At 58.0% G+C, this 18746-nt stretch carries 19 protein-coding genes; 14 read left to right on the top strand and 5 right to left on the bottom strand.

The genetic code is table 11. The features are described 5' to 3' along the window. Position 1: 1 nt before the first annotated feature. Positions 2-409, top strand: a complete 408-nt coding sequence (locus ADIMK_RS07595) for a DUF2802 domain-containing protein (RefSeq protein WP_036186219.1) — start codon at positions 2-4, stop codon at positions 407-409. Here the strand turns inward: ADIMK_RS07595 and ADIMK_RS07590 are convergent. After that, positions 403-723, bottom strand: coding sequence for an EscU/YscU/HrcU family type III secretion system export apparatus switch protein (locus ADIMK_RS07590; RefSeq protein ID WP_036185800.1), 321 nt, complete (start codon positions 721-723; stop codon positions 403-405). The genes ADIMK_RS07595 and ADIMK_RS07590 overlap by 7 nt on opposite strands. Further along, entirely contained in the window at positions 720-2699 is a 1980-nt protein-coding gene (gene fliK / locus ADIMK_RS07585) for a flagellar hook-length control protein FliK (RefSeq protein WP_156042836.1), read from the bottom strand. Before fliK ends, ADIMK_RS07590 begins: the two co-directional genes overlap by 4 nt. Positions 2700-2926: 227 nt before the next feature. On the opposite strand from fliK, the gene ccmA reads away from it, so the two are divergent. From ccmA to ADIMK_RS07520, 13 genes are all read left to right on the top strand, one after another. Continuing rightward, positions 2927-3550 (top strand): cytochrome c biogenesis heme-transporting ATPase CcmA, encoded by a 624-nt coding sequence (gene ccmA, locus ADIMK_RS07580; protein WP_438267746.1) that lies wholly within the window; start codon positions 2927-2929, stop codon positions 3548-3550. Next, positions 3550-4269: a heme exporter protein CcmB gene (ccmB, locus tag ADIMK_RS07575; RefSeq protein WP_036185792.1), complete on the top strand. Its 720-nt coding sequence runs from the start codon at positions 3550-3552 to the stop codon at positions 4267-4269. Before ccmA ends, ccmB begins: the two co-directional genes overlap by 1 nt. A 20-nt stretch (positions 4270-4289) precedes the next feature. Next, positions 4290-5045, top strand: coding sequence for a heme ABC transporter permease (locus ADIMK_RS07570; protein WP_081849710.1), 756 nt, complete (start codon positions 4290-4292; stop codon positions 5043-5045). Positions 5046-5052: 7 nt separating this feature from the next. After that, on the top strand, positions 5053-5232 hold the full coding sequence (gene ccmD / locus ADIMK_RS07565) for a heme exporter protein CcmD (RefSeq protein WP_036185789.1): 180 nt from the start codon (positions 5053-5055) through the stop codon (positions 5230-5232). After that, positions 5229-5690, top strand: coding sequence for a cytochrome c maturation protein CcmE (gene ccmE / locus ADIMK_RS07560; protein ID WP_036185786.1), 462 nt, complete (start codon positions 5229-5231; stop codon positions 5688-5690). The genes ccmD and ccmE overlap by 4 nt, the downstream gene beginning before the upstream one ends. Next, positions 5687-7642, top strand: coding sequence for a heme lyase CcmF/NrfE family subunit (locus tag ADIMK_RS07555; RefSeq protein ID WP_036185784.1), 1956 nt, complete (start codon positions 5687-5689; stop codon positions 7640-7642). Before ccmE ends, ADIMK_RS07555 begins: the two co-directional genes overlap by 4 nt. Before the next feature lie 24 nt (positions 7643-7666). Then, complete coding sequence (locus ADIMK_RS07550) at positions 7667-8203, top strand: DsbE family thiol:disulfide interchange protein (RefSeq protein WP_036185782.1); 537 nt, start codon at positions 7667-7669, stop codon at positions 8201-8203. Continuing rightward, positions 8200-8685, top strand: a complete 486-nt coding sequence (locus ADIMK_RS07545) for a cytochrome c-type biogenesis protein (protein ID WP_438267744.1) — start codon at positions 8200-8202, stop codon at positions 8683-8685. The genes ADIMK_RS07550 and ADIMK_RS07545 overlap by 4 nt, the downstream gene beginning before the upstream one ends. Then, complete coding sequence (gene ccmI / locus ADIMK_RS07540; protein WP_036185775.1) at positions 8682-9923, top strand: c-type cytochrome biogenesis protein CcmI; 1242 nt, start codon at positions 8682-8684, stop codon at positions 9921-9923. Before ADIMK_RS07545 ends, ccmI begins: the two co-directional genes overlap by 4 nt. 58 nt (positions 9924-9981) lie before the next feature. Further along, positions 9982-11352 carry a cell division protein ZipA gene (gene zipA, locus ADIMK_RS21300; RefSeq protein ID WP_051692674.1) on the top strand — a complete coding sequence of 457 codons (1371 nt, stop codon included), beginning with the start codon at positions 9982-9984 and terminating at the stop codon, positions 11350-11352. A gap of 92 nt (positions 11353-11444) precedes the next feature. Beyond that, entirely contained in the window at positions 11445-13799 is a 2355-nt protein-coding gene (gene ligA / locus ADIMK_RS07530; RefSeq protein WP_036185774.1) for an NAD-dependent DNA ligase LigA, read from the top strand. Continuing rightward, the gene (locus ADIMK_RS07525) at positions 13796-14014 is read left to right on the top strand and encodes a YheU family protein (RefSeq protein WP_036185773.1); all 219 of its coding nucleotides are present in this window, start codon (positions 13796-13798) and stop codon (positions 14012-14014) included. Before ligA ends, ADIMK_RS07525 begins: the two co-directional genes overlap by 4 nt. A gap of 53 nt (positions 14015-14067) precedes the next feature. Next, entirely contained in the window at positions 14068-14766 is a 699-nt protein-coding gene (locus ADIMK_RS07520) for a DUF4126 domain-containing protein (protein WP_081849709.1), read from the top strand. A gap of 7 nt (positions 14767-14773) precedes the next feature. Here the strand turns inward: ADIMK_RS07520 and ADIMK_RS07515 are convergent, their stop codons facing one another. The 3 genes from ADIMK_RS07515 to ADIMK_RS07505 are packed head-to-tail and all read right to left on the bottom strand — an operon-like array spanning position 14774 to position 18743. Beyond that, positions 14774-15448 carry a CBS domain-containing protein gene (locus tag ADIMK_RS07515; RefSeq protein ID WP_036185772.1) on the bottom strand — a complete coding sequence of 225 codons (675 nt, stop codon included), beginning with the start codon at positions 15446-15448 and terminating at the stop codon, positions 14774-14776. A gap of 29 nt (positions 15449-15477) precedes the next feature. After that, positions 15478-17454, bottom strand: a complete 1977-nt coding sequence (gene mnmC / locus ADIMK_RS07510; protein ID WP_051692671.1) for a bifunctional tRNA (5-methylaminomethyl-2-thiouridine)(34)-methyltransferase MnmC2/FAD-dependent 5-carboxymethylaminomethyl-2-thiouridine(34) oxidoreductase MnmC1 — start codon at positions 17452-17454, stop codon at positions 15478-15480. A gap of 26 nt (positions 17455-17480) precedes the next feature. Continuing rightward, on the bottom strand, positions 17481-18743 hold the full coding sequence (locus ADIMK_RS07505; protein WP_036185770.1) for a nucleotide sugar dehydrogenase: 1263 nt from the start codon (positions 18741-18743) through the stop codon (positions 17481-17483). Positions 18744-18746: the final 3 nt, after the last annotated feature.

The following is an 18746-nucleotide window of genomic DNA, read 5'->3' as shown; positions in this document are numbered from 1 at the left end:
TATGACGGGCCTTAATCTCCTGTTGTTTGGGCTAGTCGCGCTGGCGCTTCTGGTCAGTGCGCTTTGTGCGTATCTGTTCGTTAGGGTGCAAAAGCAGGAGCGGCGGCATCAGGCGCTGATCAATGTGCTCCGCAATGAGATCCGGGCGATGACCAACGGTTCTATCGGTATGGGTAATCGCCTTTTGGCCATTGAGCACAAGCTGAATATGACGGTGGAAAAACAGCAGGAGCTCGAGAATCGCGATCCGGGTGTGCTGGCTTACAATCAGGCTGCGCGTCTCATGGAGATGGGGGCCGATGTCGATGATCTGGTGCGAAGCTGCGGTATTGGCCGTCCTGAAGCTGAACTGATGGCGCTGCTGCATCGCGAGTTGAACACCGGCGAGTCATTGCCGTCCCGTCACTGAGGTCTGCCGGGCTCGCTTTCGCTGCTGCGGTCGCCGTCGGGCTTTGGCTTTAGTCCATAGGCAAAGGCGATCACTTCAGCAATCGCGCGGTAGAGTGACTCCGGAATCTCATCTCCAAGCTCCAGCCTGATCAACACCTCGAGCAGTTCGGGGCTTTCATAAATATGTACGTCATGCTCACGGGCCAGCTTGATGATTTGCTCGGCGATCAGGCCTGATCCTTTGGCCGTGATGCGCGGTGCAGCGCCCGTTTCAGCGTCATATTTCAGCGCCACTGCCTTGAGTGACTGGATATCGTCTTCGTGATCGCTCATGTGTGCAGGTCCACCAGCCGTCGACTGACAGGCGCTTGATTATCATGAGGTTGTCGCCCCCGCTCGACGTGCAGTGTATCCACCTTAAATCCGCTTGAGTTTAGTTGGTCGGCAAAATCATCCAGTCGGGTTCGAATGAGTTGTGCCGTTTCACTTTGCTCGGCCCAGAAGCGCGCGGTGATCTGCCATTCATTTTGCAGGCTGATACGACTGTCGATAGCCCCCAGATCCTGCAGGTTGAAGTGAAGGTTGATCGACCACTCCGAGACATACTGGTCCTCTTCGTCACGCCGTTTGTGCTGAGTGATGCGTATCTCTGTATTGTCCAGATGCTCGTCGTTGACCCTTATCGGAAGGTCGAGTCGGTATTGCCTCTCGATACTACCATCCGGCAGGTCCTGCCAGTGTTGCAGGCTTGCCGCCTGGTGAGTGGCGGTGCGGGCTTGTATCCCCTGCAGTAACGACTGAAAACGAGCACGCGCCTCAGCGGGCAGGCGCTCTCCGATCTGCTCAAGCCGGGCCATATTCTCCCTGAGTGAGGGCTGTGTGCCTTCCGGCCCCTTGGAATGGGTGTTTTTTGGGCTGGGTGCCAGACCTGTAGAGTTCAGTTGCTGTTGTACCGCTTGTCGTGTCGACTTGGCGTCCGGCTTCGCGGATACCGAGAACATGCTCAACATAGAGCGTACGACCTGACCGATCGCATCCCGCTGGCGTCCCGAGTCTGAGCGACTGAACTGGCGCAATTGGTTCAATGCATCGCCCATCGGTACCTGCACCGGCAGACTGTCACGCAGGATCTGCTGCAGCCCCTCCTGCATTCGCGCCTGGGCATCAGGCGAAATCTTGGGTGGCAATATATCGAGCTGAACAGTGTTTTGATCAACCCGTGTCAGTCTCACTTCCAGACCGGCTTGCAGTGGGCGTGGGGTCACCAGTTCGATGCGCTGGTTGTTTACCGACAGCTGCACGGTATTGGGTGACGACGCGGGGCTCTGAATTCCGGGGCTTGTGACCGGTGTTGGACGCAAAGCGGTATCGGCCTGAGTGGCCGTTTGACTGTTAAGTCCTTGCACGGTCATCACGCGCGGCTGCACGTTTGGGGCTTGAGGTGGGGAGGTATTACCGGCGCGATCTCCCTGAGGCACCTGCGCGGCATTGCCGGTGCCGGCTGCAGGTCCTGGGGTTGGGGCTCTTGTGCCTGCTTCAGTTGGCATTGTCGGGGCCGGGTTATTGCTGCCGATGTTGGATAGTGCAGCCTGAGAGCCTTCAGCCCGAGCGCTTTGAGCAGGCGTAGCCGGTGACGGGTTTGGATTCGCTGGGCGGGCATCCGAAGCGGTACTGGCTGAAGCGGGTGATGAGTTAGTCGGCGCTTGGGTAGTTTGGGGGCTGCTCTGTGGTGGCGCTGATGTGCTTGGTGTACCGACGCTGGCAGGCGCCTTTGGATCCGCAGCCGTTTGAGCAGTAGCTGTCGCAGTTGCATTGCTTACCGCCGGTAGGCTGTTTTGTGCCGAAGGTAAAACACGGCCCGTCTGGGGTTGGTTAAGGGGCAGTGCCCGCAACAGTGCGTCGATCTGCTGTTGCGCGTTGTTCGGTATCTGAAGACGCAGCCCTTGCGCTGCACCCCCTGCATCCGTGAGGCTGGGTGTTTGAATCGTGGTGGACGGCTGTGCGGTGGCAGCGGTCTGACGGGCTTGGCCCTGCTCGGCGACACTCAGCTGCAAAGCACCGTCGCTGCCTCTGCTGAGCGTTACCTGAGCGCCGATCGATAACGGGCGGGAGGTCATCAGTTCCATCAGCAGGTTTTGTGCTTCAACCTTGATCCTGAACAGGTTTGGCCGCTGCGTATCAACGACGACTTCCTTTACACTTGCGCTCAGCGTTCGACCGGCATCCAGTTGCGTGCGCGGGTCGGCCCCACGGGTTTCGCCCTGGCGACTGAATGTCTGTAGTGACTGTACCGCAAGCGTCAATGGCAAGGTCCGGTATCTCCGTTATCGCAGTGTAAAGCGGCCTTAGGTAGGACAGTGTACAACCTTCGACCTAATTGGCGCCGGTCGTCCCCTTGCTGCCTGACGTCAGTGGGGAATCTGTTTATAATGGCGCGTTTGAAAATAGTCGGCCAGCGTCGGCACAACTGAAGCATCTATGGACCGCCTTAGGCGGCATCCATTCACGGATTGGGAGTCACTGTTTGTCCGGGCCGATGTTACAAGTGGAAAACCTGTTTTGCGAACGGGATGACCGCATGCTGTTCGAGGGCCTCGGTTTTTCGGTCGACGCCGGTGAAATCGTCCAGATCGAAGGCGCCAACGGCAGCGGTAAAACCACGTTATTGCGCATACTCAGCGGCCTTTCCCGTAACTACGAAGGCGACATCTTCTGGCGCGGTGAACCGATCGATCGTGTGCGGGATCAATTTTGTCGTGAGTTGCTCTATTTCGGACATCAGCCGGGTGTAAAAGCTTTGCTGACCCCAGAGGAGAATTTGCGCTGGTACTGTGCCCTTCATCCCTCATTGGATGCATCTCGGGTGGCTGAGGCGTTAGAGCAGGTGGGTCTTGCGGGCTTTGAAGATGTGCCGTGTCATTCGCTTTCCGCCGGCCAGCATCGGCGAGTCTCCCTCTCCCGGCTTTATCTGAGTGATGCGCCTTTGTGGATACTCGATGAGCCGTTTACCGCAATCGACAAGCGCGGGGTGGCCGCGAAAGAGGCGCTGATCGGCCGGCATATTGCGCGCGGTGGCAGCGTGATCCTGACCACTCATCAGGATTTGCAGGGCAGTAGCGTTGTACGTTCGATCAATCTGGACCGGCAGGGTGGACATTGATGGCTGACCTGATAACGCAAGCCGCGTCGGAAAGGGCGCAGATCGGCCCCGGCGGACTGTTTGTCGCGACCCTTCGTCGTGACCTGATGCTGTCATTGCGACGTAAGAGCGAGCTGGTGAACCCGTTGATCTTCTTCTTGATGGTGATCACGCTGTTCCCTCTGGGGGTCAGTCCAGAGCCCGGTTTCCTTGCCCAGCTTGCCCCCGGGGCCCTGTGGGTAGCCGCCTTGCTGGCGACGCTGTTGTCGATGGACAGTTTGTTTCGTACCGACTTTGACGATGGATCGCTCGAGCAGCTGCTGCTTAGTCCCCAACCGCTGTTTATCGTGGTGCTGGCCAAAGTGCTGGCGCACTGGATGCTCAGTGGATTGGCGCTCACACTTGTGGCGCCGGTTATCGCGGTGATGCTGTTCTTACCGGCGGAGGGTATGCCCGGGTTGATGTTGAGCCTGCTGATCGGTACACCAACGCTCAGTCTTGTCGGCGCCATCGGTGCTGCTTTGACTGTAGGGCTCAAGCGCGGCGGTGTATTGATCTCTTTGCTGGTGTTGCCGCTCTATATCCCGGTGCTTATTTTTGGTACCAGTGCGGTTCAGGCTGCGGTGACGGGACTGCCGTTGGGCGGCTATCTCGCCTTGCTCGGGGCCTTGCTGGCGTTAGGGCTTGCGCTGGCGCCGCTGGCGATTGGTGCAGCGCTAAGAATTTCTGTAAGTGGTTGATTGGTAGGTGAATAACGGATATGGCTGACAGTAAATGGATGCCGCGCTGGTTCTACCAGTTGGCGTCACCGCGTTGGTGTTATCAGATATGCGGCAAGCTTCTGCCCTGGTTTACCGTGGCAGCATTGGCGTTGCTGATCGGCGGCACCCTATGGGCACTGATCTTCGCGCCCGCCGATTATCAGCAGGGTAACAGCTTTCGAATAATCTACCTGCATGTGCCCTCCGCTATTCTGGCGCAGTCCTGTTATATGCTGATGGCTGTTGCTGGCGCCATCGGCCTGATCTGGAAAATGAAGGTTGCCGACATGGTGGCCAAGGCCTGCGCGCCTATCGGCGCATCTCTGGCGGTGCTCGCGCTGCTGACTGGCGCCATCTGGGGTAAACCGACCTGGGGTTCCTGGTGGGTTTGGGATGCCCGATTGACCTCGATGCTGATCCTGTTTTTCCTCTATCTCGGCGTCATGGCATTGAACTCTGCCATCGAGAGCGAGTCTACCGCTGCGCAGGCAACCGCCGTGCTGGCATTGGTGGGGCTGGTCAACATCCCGATCATCAAGTACTCCGTCGAATGGTGGAATACGTTGCACCAGCCAGCCACGTTCAAGCTGACCGAGAAACCCGCCATGCCAGCGGAGATGTGGGTACCGCTTCTGGTGATGGTGATCGGGTTCTATGCATTTTTTGCCGTCACTCTGATGATGCGTCTGCGTAATGAAATTCTGCGCCGTGAACGTCGCGCGGGCTGGGTCAAAGAACTTCTGCTGTCCAAGTGAGGTAAGTGTGAGTTTCAACTCCTTTTCCGAGTTTCTGTCGATGGGCGGGCATGGCCTGTACGTCTGGCTCAGTTATGGGCTGGGCGTAATCATTATTCTGGGTAACCTGATAGCGCCGCTACAGGCTGGGAAACGTCTGCGTGCCCAATTGACCCGCCGTCTGATAAGGGAGAGCAAAGGCTCATGAATCCGAAGCGTAAGCAGCGTCTGCTGATAGTTCTGTTCATTGTTGCCGGTGTCGGGGTTGCCGTGGGCCTGACCCTGTTCGCCCTGAACCAGAATATCAACCTGTTCTACTCACCCAGCCAGATCGCTGCGGGCGAAGCGCCTACCGAAACGCGGATCCGTGCCGGTGGCATGGTGGTCGATGGCAGTGTTCAGCGCGCGAATGACAGCCTTGAGGTCGGGTTCGATATCACCGACTACGAGCACACCGTCCATGTGCGCTACACCGGTATCCTGCCGGACCTCTTCCGTGAGGGGCAGGGTATCGTGGCTCAGGGTGAACTCGATAAGAGCGGTGTACTTCAGGCTGTAGAAGTGCTGGCCAAGCACGATGAAAACTACATGCCGCCGGAAGTGGCCGAGGCGCTGGAAAAAGCCGGCAAGATGCCCAAGCCTACCGGTCAGGAGTTCAATAAATGATTCCTGAGCTCGGTCAATATGCATTGATACTCACAGCGTGTCTGTCGGTTCTGCTGGGCACTATACCCATGGTGGGGGCGACCGTCGGCAATGCGCTCTGGTGCAGTTATGCCAGGCCGCTGGCGATCGCGTTGTTCGGTTTTGTGTTGTTCAGCTTTTTGTGCCTGGGCTGGTCGTTTTTGCAAAGCGACTTCTCCGTTGCCTATGTTGCGAACAACTCCAACACCGCGTTGCCCTGGTATTATCGGCTAAGCGCCGTGTGGGGCGGTCATGAAGGGTCGCTGCTGCTCTGGTTACTGATCCTTACAAGCTGGACCCTGGCCGTTGCGTTGAAAAGTAAAAACCTGCCTGAAGATATTCTGGCGCGGGTGCTTGCCGTCATGGGCCTGATCACCACCGGCTTTGCACTGTTCATCCTGTTTACCTCCAGTCCCTTTGAGCGGATTCTTCCGCGGGTACCCGAGCAGGGCGCGGACCTCAACCCGCTGCTGCAGGACTTTGGCCTGATTGTGCACCCCCCGATGCTCTACATGGGCTATGTCGGATTTTCCGTTGCCTTCGCCTTTGCGATTGCAGCGCTCTTAAGTGGTCGTCTGGATGCCGCCTGGGCGCGTTGGTCACGTCCCTGGACCAACATCGCCTGGGCGTTTCTGACCCTCGGGATCGCCTTGGGCAGCTGGTGGGCTTACTACGAGCTGGGCTGGGGCGGCTGGTGGTTCTGGGATCCCGTTGAAAACGCATCCCTGATGCCCTGGCTGATCGGAACCGCACTGGTGCACAGTCTTGCTGTTACTGAAAAGCGCGGCGTATTCAAAAGCTGGACCGTATTGCTGGCGATCTTCGCGTTCTCGCTGAGTTTGCTCGGCACCTTCCTGGTTCGTTCGGGCGTGCTGACATCAGTGCATGCGTTCGCCTCGGATCCTGACCGCGGATTTTTCATTCTGGCGCTGTTGGCGATCACCATTGGTGGTTCGTTGTTGCTCTACGCAATCAAGGCATCGCACGTGAAAAGCGAGTCCAGCTTCGGACTGCTCTCGCGTGAGAGCTTCATGTTGATCAATAACGTTCTGTTGACCGTATCCTGCGCGACGGTGTTGCTGGGTACCCTGTATCCGCTGCTCGTGGATGCATTGAACCTCGGTAAGATCTCCGTGGGCCCGCCGTATTTCAATGCGCTGTTTGTACCACTGGGTGCGCTTTTGGTGCTTACGCTTGGCGTCGGTATTCTGCTGCGCTGGAAGCAGACCCCGGCAACACTGATACTGAAACAGATCTGGTTGCCAGGCGTATTGGCGTTGATCGCCAGCGGCATCTCGTTGGCGTTGCTACCCCATTGGCCCGGTATCTGGACATCAGCCGGATTGTTGCTGGCCTGGTGGGTTGTGTTTACCGCGGGGCGAGACCTCCTCAACAGGGCTCGAAACAGAAGCCGCGGTTTCTCGGCACTACTCAATCAGTCCCGTGCCTACTACGGCATGATGCTGGCGCATGGCGGTATCGCCGTGCTGGTTGTTGGTATTGCCCTGGTTTCTACCTTCAGCGAGCACAGCGATTTGAGAATGCAGCCAGGCGATCGCAAGCAGTTTAACGATTACGAGTTCGTATTCGACGGTATTCGCAAAGTCGATGGCCCAAACTTTCACTCCGATACAGGTGTCATACGGGTGTTGTACAAGGGCGAACCCTACACCGAAATGTATCCGGAGAAGCGCCTGTACACGGCCCGTGGCAATGTCATGACAGAAGCCGCAATTGATCCGGGACTGTTTCGGGATCTCTATGTGGCACTTGGTGAATCGCTCGGCGATGACGCCTGGGCGGTTCGTGTGCAGTACAAACCGTTTGTTCGCTGGCTGTGGTTGGGCGGTCTGATGATGACCGTTGGCGGCATACTGGCTGCCACTGATCCACGCTATCGCAAGCAGGCCCGCCGTGAGTTGGCCGCTGCCTGAAACCCTGGATAGGACTGACCGTTTATGCGCCGCATAATGCTTTTCGTACCGCTGCTGATCTTTATCGGTTTGGGCTATTTCCTCTGGCGGGGGCTCTCAATCGATCCTACAGAGTTGCCCTCGGCACGACTGAACCAGCCATTTCCCGCATTCGAACTGGCATCGTTGACCGAGCCATCACGGATGATGACGCAGGATGATCTCAAAGGTCGCCCCGCACTGGTGAATATCTGGGCCACCTGGTGTCCTACTTGTAAGGAGGAGCATGCGTTCCTTAATCAGTTGGCGCAGCAGGGTGTGACGATTTACGGCATCAACTACAAGGATGAACCGCTGAAGGCGCGGGAGTGGCTCAAGCGTTACCTTGACCCCTACGCAGAGGTCGTACTGGATAAGGATGGCTCTTTGGGTATCGATCTGGGTGTATACGGAGCGCCCGAAACCTATGTTATTGATGCCAAAGGTGTAATCCGTTATCGACATGTAGGTGCAGTCGACGCTGTGGTCTGGAAAGATCTTAAAGCGGTCATGGATCAGATTGAGGCAGAGGGCGCTTCATGAACCATGTATTGAGATCGCTGTTGATCAGTGCCGCTATGATGTTTGCTGCGTCCTCGGTTCAGGCCACCATCGAAGCCTATGAGTTTGAAGACAAGGCCACGGAGGAGCGTTTTCAACAGCTGACGGAAGAGCTGCGCTGTCCCAAGTGTCAGAACAACAATATTGCCGACTCCAACTCGCCCATCGCCTCTGACCTGCGCCGGGAGGTCTACCGCATGCTGAATCAGGGCGCCAGTGACGATGAGGTGATTGACTTCATGGTGACGCGGTACGGTGAGTTCGTGCTGTACAAGCCACGCGTGACTGAGATGACCTGGATCCTCTGGTATGGCCCGTTTGTGCTGCTTGGCATCGGTGGTTTGGTTGTCTTGTTGATCAGCCGGCATAAACGCAGGCCTGTATCGCGTGAAGTGGAAAGCGGTCTTGATGCGAGTGAACGCGAGCGACTGAATCAATTGCTGGAACAGGATAAAAAACGATGATGGCACTATGGGGCTCAATTGCTCTGCTGACCCTTATCGCCGTAGCCGTGGTTTTCTGGCCGCTGCTAAGCGCCTCCCGCCGTACTCGCAATGCCCGTACCGATCAGGCGGAGGATCGCCAGCATCAGAATATCGAGATATACCGTGAGCGCCTGGCTGAGCTGGAAGAGGAGCGTGTTGCAGGTACTCTGGACGATGAAAATTTCGAGGTACTTAAGTTAGAGCTTGAGCGTAACCTGCTGATTGATGCAGAGCAGCCGGTCGAAGAACTCAAGCACCCAAGACCCAGCGGCGCCCAATTGGTGACTGTTGTGCTCTTGGCACTGCTGGTTCCGGTTGCATCCCTCGGCCTGTATCAGACACTGGGCAGCGCGCCGGATCTCGAAGTTGCAATGAATCCGCCGAAGGCCCCTGCCACCCTGGAAGAGGCGATTGCTCAACTCGAGCAGGAGCTCGAGCGCCATCCGGAAAATGCAGAAGGTTGGTATCTGCTGGCCAATACCTATGTAAATCAGGGGCGTTTCGATGAAGGGATCAGTGCCTTCAATAAGGTCCTTGAGGTTTTGCCGGCAGAGGCTCCGCAAGTAGCCGGCGTTCATGGACAGATCGCACAGGCCCTTTATTTCCGCGATGGCGGAAAAATGTCCGATGAGGTGCGCAAGCAGATCGATCTCACACTCTCGATGGATCCAGGCGATATGGCGGCACTGGGCATACTCGGCATCGATGCCTATGAAACTGGAGACTACCGTCAGGCGATAGAGTACTGGAGTCGTGCGCTGCCGGGTGCAACCGGTGATGCCGCGCAGTCATTGCGATCCGGTATCGAACAGGCGAAACAGCAGCTGGTGGCGGCCGGTGAGCCGGTACCTGAAATGCCTGCGGTGAAAGGTGCCGTCATCAACGTGTCGGTGGATATTGCGGACGAACTGAAAGCAAAAGTGTCCCCGGATCAGGTACTCTTTATCTATGCCCGCCCTGTCGGAGGACGTATGCCGCTCGCTGCAGTCAGACGCAAAGCGTCGGAGCTGCCGATTGAGGTTGAATTGAACGACAGTATGGCTATGATGCCCGGCGCTGAACTCTCCAGTGTCGGCGAAGTCGAAATTGGAGCGCGGATCAGTAACTCTGGTCAGGCAATAGCCGCGCCGGGCGATCTGATCGGTAGCCTCTCACCGGTGGCTGTCAGTAGCGATGCCCAATCGGTTAAACTGGTGATCGACAGGGTAGTAGAGTAGTCTGTTAAGCGAATAATTCGAACATGAATCAGATAGCGGATAGGAATAGAACCTAATCATGGAGATCAGTCTGCGCGAATGGCTCATCATTGGCGGAATTCTGGTAATTGCGCTGATTCTGTTTGATGGATGGCGTCGGATTCGCGGTAATCGCAATCGTATCCGCCTGGATATAGATCGTTCCGCTATTGGTGAGGCTCAGGCAGAAGAGTCGCCGCTATCCAATCCCGAGTTGCCAAATGGCGGTGCCCGTCGCCGCAACCATCAGGGAGTGGAGGTGGAGCGTCATGAGCCCACCTTCGCAGCTGACGCATCGCCTGTGGATGAAGAATCCGACCGTCTACCCGAGTTTGACGTTCAGCCCGCGCGGGCCAACTCTGATGAACGCATACGCGAAGAAGAGGAGCAGCCGCAGTTCGAGGTGAACAGAAGCGGAGCGACCAAGTCGCCTGATGATGCACTTCAGCATATGGACCCTCTGTTCGACGACGTACCGGTTGAACCGCGGCCGAAGCGTGCCAAACGCGAACCCGTACCCACTATGGATACCGCCTACAAGCAGGCTGTCGCCGAGGAAGCATCCCCGCCGCTGAGAGCGCAGCGTGAAGAGGATGATGGCGATGCCGAGCCGTTGGAGATGAGCTTTGATTTCGATCCAGAGCAGCCAATTCCTGTTTTGATGGATCGGGTGCGCGCGTCGTCTTCAGCGGTCGAGCGGGACGATAGTCGTGCGGTCGACGCTGCATCACCAAAGCGTACGGCGGCAAATAAGCGTAGACATCCACAGGCGCACCCCGAGTTGCCATTCGACGATACTGACACAGAAACAGAAGATGTTGTCGAAACCCACTATGAGTCTCAGACCGATGTCACTGAGCCTGCACCGCTAAAAGCAGACAGAAATGTGGATACTGGTCGCGCGAATACGGCTGCGTCCGTATCGAGCGAGCGCGACAAGAAGGGGCAGCGCCCCGCACCTGAGATAACGCCCAATCCCGAAGACATGCTGGTGATTTTTGTCGTAGCACGTCGCGGTGAAACCCTGTCGGGCGCGGTTATTCACCGCATCGTGGATGCCTGTGGCATGGACTTCGGTGAAATGGGCATTTTCCACCGTTATGAGCAGCCCGATGCAAAAGGCAGTCTGCAGTTCAGCATGGCCAATGCGTTGCAGCCGGGGACGTTCGATTACGCGACGCTGGATACTATCGAAGTGCCCGCCGTGACATTCTTCATGTCAATGCATGACCCCGCCGATGCCCTGGAGGCTTACGAGTGCATGCTGGCAACAGCCGAAACACTGGCACGCCATCTGGACGCCGAACTGCTTGATGGCGACCGCTCGGTGATGCGTCCGCAAACCAAGGAGCATTACCGCGAGCGTATTCGCGATTTCGAAATACATAGACGGGTGAAGCGCGCTCACTGACCCTCGTCAGTTGCCGCTTGCGTCCCGATACACGTAAGCGGCCCAGCGTTACTTACCCTCAAGCCATACCCTCCTGAGACAGCCGTTGACTGATGAACACCTCCGTTTCTGAGCGAATACTCGCGCTTCGTGAACAGATCGATAGCCACAATCATCGCTATTACGTGCTTGATGAACCCAGTATCCCCGATGCCGAATATGATCGCCTGTTCCGTGAGCTGAAAGCGCTCGAAGAGGCTCACCCGGAGCTGGTCACATCCGACTCCCCCACCCAGAGAGTCGGGGCCAAGCCCATTGGCGGCTTCGCGGAGGTGTCTCATGAGCTGCCCATGCTGTCACTGGACAACGCGTTCAGTGCCGAAGAGTTGCGCGCCTTTGTAAAACGTATTGGAGATCGGCTCAAAGATGTGGATACCACCCGACTGACCTTTGCCTGCGAGCCCAAACTGGATGGTTTGGCCATCAGTCTGCTCTATGAAAATGGTCTGCTTGTAAGGGGGGCAACCCGCGGTGACGGCTACACAGGCGAAGATATCACCCTGAATGTGCGCACCATCGCCAATATCCCGTTAAAACTCATGGGTAGCGGATGGCCTCAGCGTCTCGAAGTGCGAGGCGAGGTGTATATGCCCAAGGCCGGGTTTGAAGCATTGAACGAGGATGCCAGAGCACGCGATGAGAAGACGTTCGTCAATCCGCGTAATGCGGCAGCTGGCAGCCTGAGACAGTTGGATCCGTCGATCACGGCGAAGCGCCCACTGGAGTTTTGTTGCTACAGCACCGGCGTTGTTGAAGGCGGGAGCCTGCCGGACAGTCACAGCGAATCACTCAAGCAACTGCGTGAGTGGGGGCTCAAGATCAACCCCGAAATGAGGGTGGTCGAGGGTGCCGAAGGGTGCCTTGAGTATTATCGGCAGATGGAACAAAAACGGGGATCTTTGCCCTATGACATCGATGGGCTGGTGTTCAAGGTCGATGACCGTGGCCTTCAGCAGCTGCTGGGCTTCGTCGCCAGAGCTCCGCGCTGGGCCATCGCGCATAAATTCCCGGCCCAGGAGGAGATAACACGTCTTAACGATGTGGAGTTTCAGGTTGGCCGTACCGGGGCGGTCACGCCGGTTGCGCGACTGGAACCGGTGTTTGTCGGTGGTGTGACCGTCAGTAATGCCACGCTGCACAACATGGACGAGATCGCCCGACTGGATGTGCGTATCGGCGACTATGTCATGGTCAGACGTGCCGGTGATGTCATTCCCCAGATTGTTAAGGTGGTCACAGAAAAGCGCAGCGGCGATGAGCGGCCTGTCGAACTGCCGGATCACTGCCCTGTGTGCGGCTCGGAGGTGGAGCGTACCCAGTTGGTCAAACGCGGTAAAAGTGGTCAGCAGGTCAGTCAGGGGGCGATCTATCGTTGTGTGGGGCGCCTGGCCTGTCAGGCCCAGTTGAAACAGGCGCTGATCCACTTCGTATCGCGCAAGGCGATGGATATCGACGGCCTGGGTGAAAAGAATATAGACCAGTTGGTAGAGCGGGAGATGGTAGCCTCGCCTGCTGACCTGTACCGCCTGACCAAGGCGCAGTTGCTGAGGCTTGAGGGGTTTGCCGAGCTCTCCAGCGAAAACATCGTCACCGCTATCGATCAGAGCCGTACGGTAACGCTCGACAAGTTTATCTATGCACTGGGTATCCCCGAGGTGGGAGAAGAGACGGCGCGCGTCTTGTCGAACAGCCTGGGTACGCTGGAGCGCATCCGCAAGGCGCTTCCTGAGCTGCTGACTTGGTTGCCCGATATCGGGCTTGAAGTGGCGCATGAAATCCATAACTTCATGCAGGATGAACACAACGCGTCGGTGATCAACGCGTTGCTCGAGTTGAATGTCAAACCCATCGAGCCTGGAGAACTGGCGGCACAGCTGCAGGGTAGCGTTACCTTTGCCGATCTGATCGACAAGCTCAACATCGCGGGCGTTGCCAAAACCGGCGCGACGCTATTGGCCGATCAGTTCCAGACCCTAGAGGCGTTGCTGAATGCTGATGAAGCGGCACTGAGTGCTATTCCCCGCTTCGGCAGTCGGGCGCGCAATGGGTTGCTCGAACGTCTGGCGGATCAGCTCTGGTGTGAGCGAGCAATTGCACTTGAGCAGCAGCTGCGGGATTTCGGCATGCATTGGGAGTCCGCTGTAGAGCGTCCTAAACAGAGCTTGCCGCTGGAAGGCGAAACCTGGGTGCTGACTGGTACGTTGGAGCAGCTGACGCGAGACGATGCGAAGGCGAAACTCCAGGCTTTGGGGGCCAAGGTCGCGGGCAGTGTGTCCGCCAAAACAACGGCCGTTGTGGCGGGTGAGAAGGCGGGTTCGAAACTCGCCAAGGCTGAACAACTTGGTATCCGGGTGCTGAATGAAGCACAACTTCTTGAGCTGCTGGCGTCCGAGGGGCAGGCGCTGTGATCCTGCCTTGGCAGCAGCTCTCCTCAGATGCCTTACGCGGGTTGATCGAGGAGTTTGTGACCCGTGACGGCACCGACTATGGTGAAGATGAGGTCTCCCTTGAACGGCGGGTAGAGCAGGTCATGGCCCGGCTGCGCTCAGGAGAGGCCGTGTTGCTGTTCAGTGAAAGTACAGCTGAGTGCTCTATAGTGGCCCGGGAACGGGTAGAGAAATAGAGATTCTGTGCCAGCAGCCCGATTAGCAGGCGTGAGCGTCTCAGGAGGTCGTCGTGGAACAGCTTGACCAGATAACCAGCTTGATCGCATTGTCGATGGGCGTTGCGTGGGCCAGTGGCATCAATCTGTATGCGACAGTTCTCATGTTGGGTGTGCTATCCAACATGGGGCACATCACCCTGCCTCCGGGTCTCGAGATCGTGTCAGATCCACTGGTGCTGATGGCGGCTGGGTTGATGTACTGTGTCGAGTTCTTCGCCGACAAGATACCTGGCGTGGATACCGGCTGGGATACGCTGCATACATTCGTGCGCATACCGGCCGGTGCGGCTCTGGCAGCTGGCGCGGTAGGCGATATATCGCCGGCTGTGGGCTTGGCAGCAGCACTGGTAGGGGGATCACTGGCGGCGGGCAGTCATGGCCTCAAGGCGGGTACGCGGGTGATGATCAACACCTCACCGGAACCCGTGACTAACTGGACCGCATCGATCACTGAAGATCTGGTCGTGATTGGTGGCCTGTGGACGGCCCTGAATCATCCCTGGTGGTTTGTCGGCGCACTTATCCTGTTCGTGCTTTTCCTGATATGGGTGCTGCCAAAACTCTGGCGGGGTATCAAGCGGGTGTTCGGCTTTTTGGCGAGACTGTTCTCAGGTGACAGCCAAAGCCGCGCCCAGACGACGGGAGTCCCACCCACGACTGGAACGCAAGGCAACAATCATTTGCCTCCGGGCTCCGGTAGCTCATCTTAAATCCTGACTAGGCCCAGCTCTCTACGCGCGCATTATTGATCAGTAGGCGGAGCAGGTCGGAGCGGGTAATGATACCGATAACTTTCTCTTCATCATCAATGACCGGAAGTGCCCGCACCGGGTAGTTGACGAAGGTCGCCGCCAGTACCGAGAGCTCTGTATCCATCGCCGCGACGATCACCTGACTCTGGTAGACCTGGGACACCGGTAGCGCCGATCCATCTCCGTACGGCTCGATATCGCGGTCTGACAGCAACCCGATAGGATGCTCCTCGCCATCGATAACCGCCAGGTGATGTATGCCGTTGGCCTTCATCTTGGCAGCAGCGCTCTGCACGGTATCTGTTGTTCGGGCGGTATACACCGGCGACACCATGATCTGGCGGGCTGTCAGTCCATGTTTGCGCCGCTCGGTACCTGAAAGCCCGGAGCTGCCATAGGTGTTGGGGCTGTTGCGCCGCGTGTCGGCAGCCGGCAGCCGACGCTGTTGTTGCCGTGGAGCGTTATCGATATTGGCGAGAGTGTCTTCAAGCTCCCGTGCTTCATCACGGGCGATATCGTCACTCTCGGGCAGGGAGTTGGAGCGACTCGGCTCTGTCAGGGCGTCAACGCCCTTGGGCTTGAACAGCGCCGACACGGGGGTCTTGATACGGTACCCCTGGTCATACACTACCAGCGCCATATTTAACCTCGATTTAAGGACTATCTATATTATATCGTCCTTCGGATCAGTTTCTTGATCACAAAACGCACCGGGCTCACTGCCTCGACAACGGGTTGAGACAAGGGCAACGGGCTCTCATCCACCAATGAGGCGATAAGCTGTGCACTGATTGGACAGCTGACCAGCCCTTTAGATCCATGACCGGCATTGATGAACAGCCCCGGCAGGTGACGCATCCCGGGTTCGAACCGCCAGTTGGAATCCTTCCTCAGTCGAGCGAAACGCTCCACGACCCAGTCGGTATCGGGCACTGGGCCGACAATCGGCATGTAGTCGGGGGTAGTCGCTCTGAAGGCTGCACGGCCATCGGCGCTCTGCATATCCAGCGTATCGGCAAGTTCTGGGATGGCGCGTCTGAGCAGTTGGAGGTTGGCTTGATGCTCTTCGTCGCGGACATCGAGATCGGTATCGTGCAGCTTGAAACTGGCGCCGAAACAGTAACGTCCATCCAGTGGCGGAGAGATATAACCCTCACCGCATACCACACGTTGCAGTGTGCTATGCATGGCCGGGGCCTGGGCCTGTGTGGTTTGCCCACGGATCGGCTTGAGCGGCAGGCCTTGCAGGGGAGGTAGCGTGCTGGCCTCGGCTGCACTGCAGACGATGATCACCGGTGCGTTGAACTGTCCGTCGTTAATCCGCCACTGCCCGCTTGAGTCGCAGCGGGTCAGTGATGTGACGGACGTATCGAAGTGACATCGGATGTTGGGATGTTCCAGCAGGTGCCGGCACAAGAGGGGGGGCGATACCCAGCCCGCCTGTGGAAAATAGAGCCCACCTGCGCTGACCTCAACACCAGCAAGGGTGCTGGCCTGCTGTTGTGTTACCGCGCTGACCAGTTGGCTCGGATAGAGGCCCGCTTCGATCACCTGCTGCTGGTGCGCCGCCTCTTTGTCTGTCAGGGCAAGACTGAGCACCCCGCACAGCTCCCCCATATCCGGCTGCGCGCTGGTAAGTCTGCGCACTAAAGCCGCCGTGTACTGAAGCCCTGCTATATGAAGCTCACTCTGGCGGGTCGGTCGCGTCGGGAGTTTGATAAACAGCGCGCCCTGAGGATTACCGGAGCCCTCTAGTGCGGGTGCTGCATTGCGCTCGAGCAGATCGACTCTCCAGCCGCGATTGGCCAGTGCTGCTGCAGTGCTGCAGCCGGCGATACCTGCGCCGATCACAATAGCGTGTCTGGGAGCATCTACTATCGGTTGGGGCCGGGCCATCCAGGGGGCAGTGCGCTGCTCAGGCAGTGCTTCGGTGTCGAAATAGCCGTTGAGCATCTCCCGCTTGCGCCCGAATCCCGGCTGTTTGGTGACGTGGAATCCAACCGAGGCCAGCCCCCGACGCACCAGGCCAGCAGCTGTAAAGGTGGAAAAGGTTGTGCCTTTGCGGGAGTGCGCGGCAATTTCGGCGAAAAGCTGTTCACTCCACATGCCGGGGTTGCGAGACGGGGCGAAGCCGTCGAGAAACCAGGCGTCAACCTGTCCGTTCAGGTCGGCCAGCATGTCCTCGGCATCGCCGAAGGCCAGCGTCAAGGTGATGCGTGCTGAATCGAACTCCAGCGTATACAGCCCCCGCAACGGCGGTGGCCAGGCCGCCTTGAGCTGCTGCGCGCCATCGGCGAACTGGGGCCAGTGTGAGAGCGCTTGAGCGAGATCCTCCGGCAGCAGCGGGTGTTTTTCGAAGGAGATATAGTGCAGCCGAGCATCCGCGGGCGCGAGATCCAGCCAAAGTTTACGGGCACACAGAAAATTAAGGCCCGTGCCAAAGCCTGTCTCGGCCAGTGTAAAGCGCTCGCCAGAGGCGAGTGAGCGCCAGCGCGAAGGCAGGTCGTTGGCGGCCAGGAAGACGTATTCGGTCTCGGCCAGTCCGCCCGATTTATTGAAGTAGATATCGTCGAACTGCACCGAGACCGGGGTGTCGTCCTGCCAGCTGAGTTCCGCTGGCGTCAGTTTTTCGTCGCGCCTGTTCAATCCGCAAAGGGTCCAATTAGATCGGTTCAGTGGCTGGATCGGCCCACGCCGTAGTAGGTAAATCCAAGGTCATGCAGCAGCTGAGGATCATATACGTTGCGCCCGTCGACGATAACCGGCTCGCGCATCAAACGATGGAGCTCGGTATAGTTCGGTGACCAGTACTCGGGCCAGGCTGTCAGCAACAGCAGCGCATCGGCGTTATCCACAGCCTCATAGGGTTTATCGCAATAGACCAGCTGTTCATGATCGCCATAGTGGAAGCGGAAGTCTTCCAGCGCTTCCGGGTCATGCAGGTGGACAGTCGCCCCCTGCGCGAGCAATGCATCGACAACCCGCAGGCTCGGCGCGTTTTCCACAGTCGCGACGCCCGGCTTGAAGGCGAGGCCCCAAACGGCGATCCGACGTCCGCCCAGATCGCAGTGATAGTGTTGCCAGAGTTTGCGGAACGGCAGTTCTTTGTGCTGTTCGTTCTGCTTGAGTACGGTTTCGAGCAGGGTAGAGCCGCGGGTCTTACTCAATAGCCCGGCGAGGCCCTCGATGTACTGTGTGAAATGCTGTCCGCCGAAGCCGCAGCCGGGCGACAGGTAGTAGGGTCCCACGCGCTGGTCGGTGCTCATGCCGTCACGCACGGTTTCGATGTCGACGCCCACGTGGTCGGCCAGCATTGCCAGCTCGTTGATGTAGCCAAGGCGAAGCGCCAGCATGCCGGTGATGGCGAATTTGGTGAACTCCGCCTCGCGACGACTCATCAAACGCACCTCTGTGCCTTCGCGGGTAAACGGGCGCATCAGTGCGGTGAACATGGTTCTGGCCGAGTCGCTTTCGCAGCCGACCAGCATCACCTCTGGGTGTGCGAACTGGCGCATGGCCTGACCGCCCTGCAGCATATCCGGCAGATACACTACATGCTGGTTTTTCTCGGTGTCGAGTCGGTCCTGAAGCGCGTCGCTGGCGCCGGTTCCCAGGTTGCTTTGGTTGATCACCAAAAGTGAGCCCTGATGCACGGCGGCAAGGTGAGTGACGATCTCGCTGGCCGCGTCAAGTTCGCCGGGTCCTATGGCTAGCCAATGAACCTCGGCCGAGAAGGGATCGGCCTCTTCGCTGGAGCGGATGCGACCGTCAGCGACATTGTGCTCAATCTGAGCCATCAGGCCGGGCTCGATGCGAATGGCGCTTTCAGCCGGTGCCAGAGCGGATCCCGCCTTGATGATGTCGTTGCCATAGCTGGCCAGTTGCGCCGCCGCGATCCAGCCGGCCAGTTCATCACCCCATACACAGATTTTCATACT

The sequence above is a fragment of the Marinobacterium lacunae genome (assembly GCF_000705555.1).
Lineage (GTDB): Bacteria > Pseudomonadota > Gammaproteobacteria > Pseudomonadales > Balneatricaceae > Marinobacterium_D > Marinobacterium_D lacunae.
The sequence above is the reverse complement of the archived record's forward strand: the minus strand, read 5'-3'. Positions and strand labels throughout refer to the sequence as shown.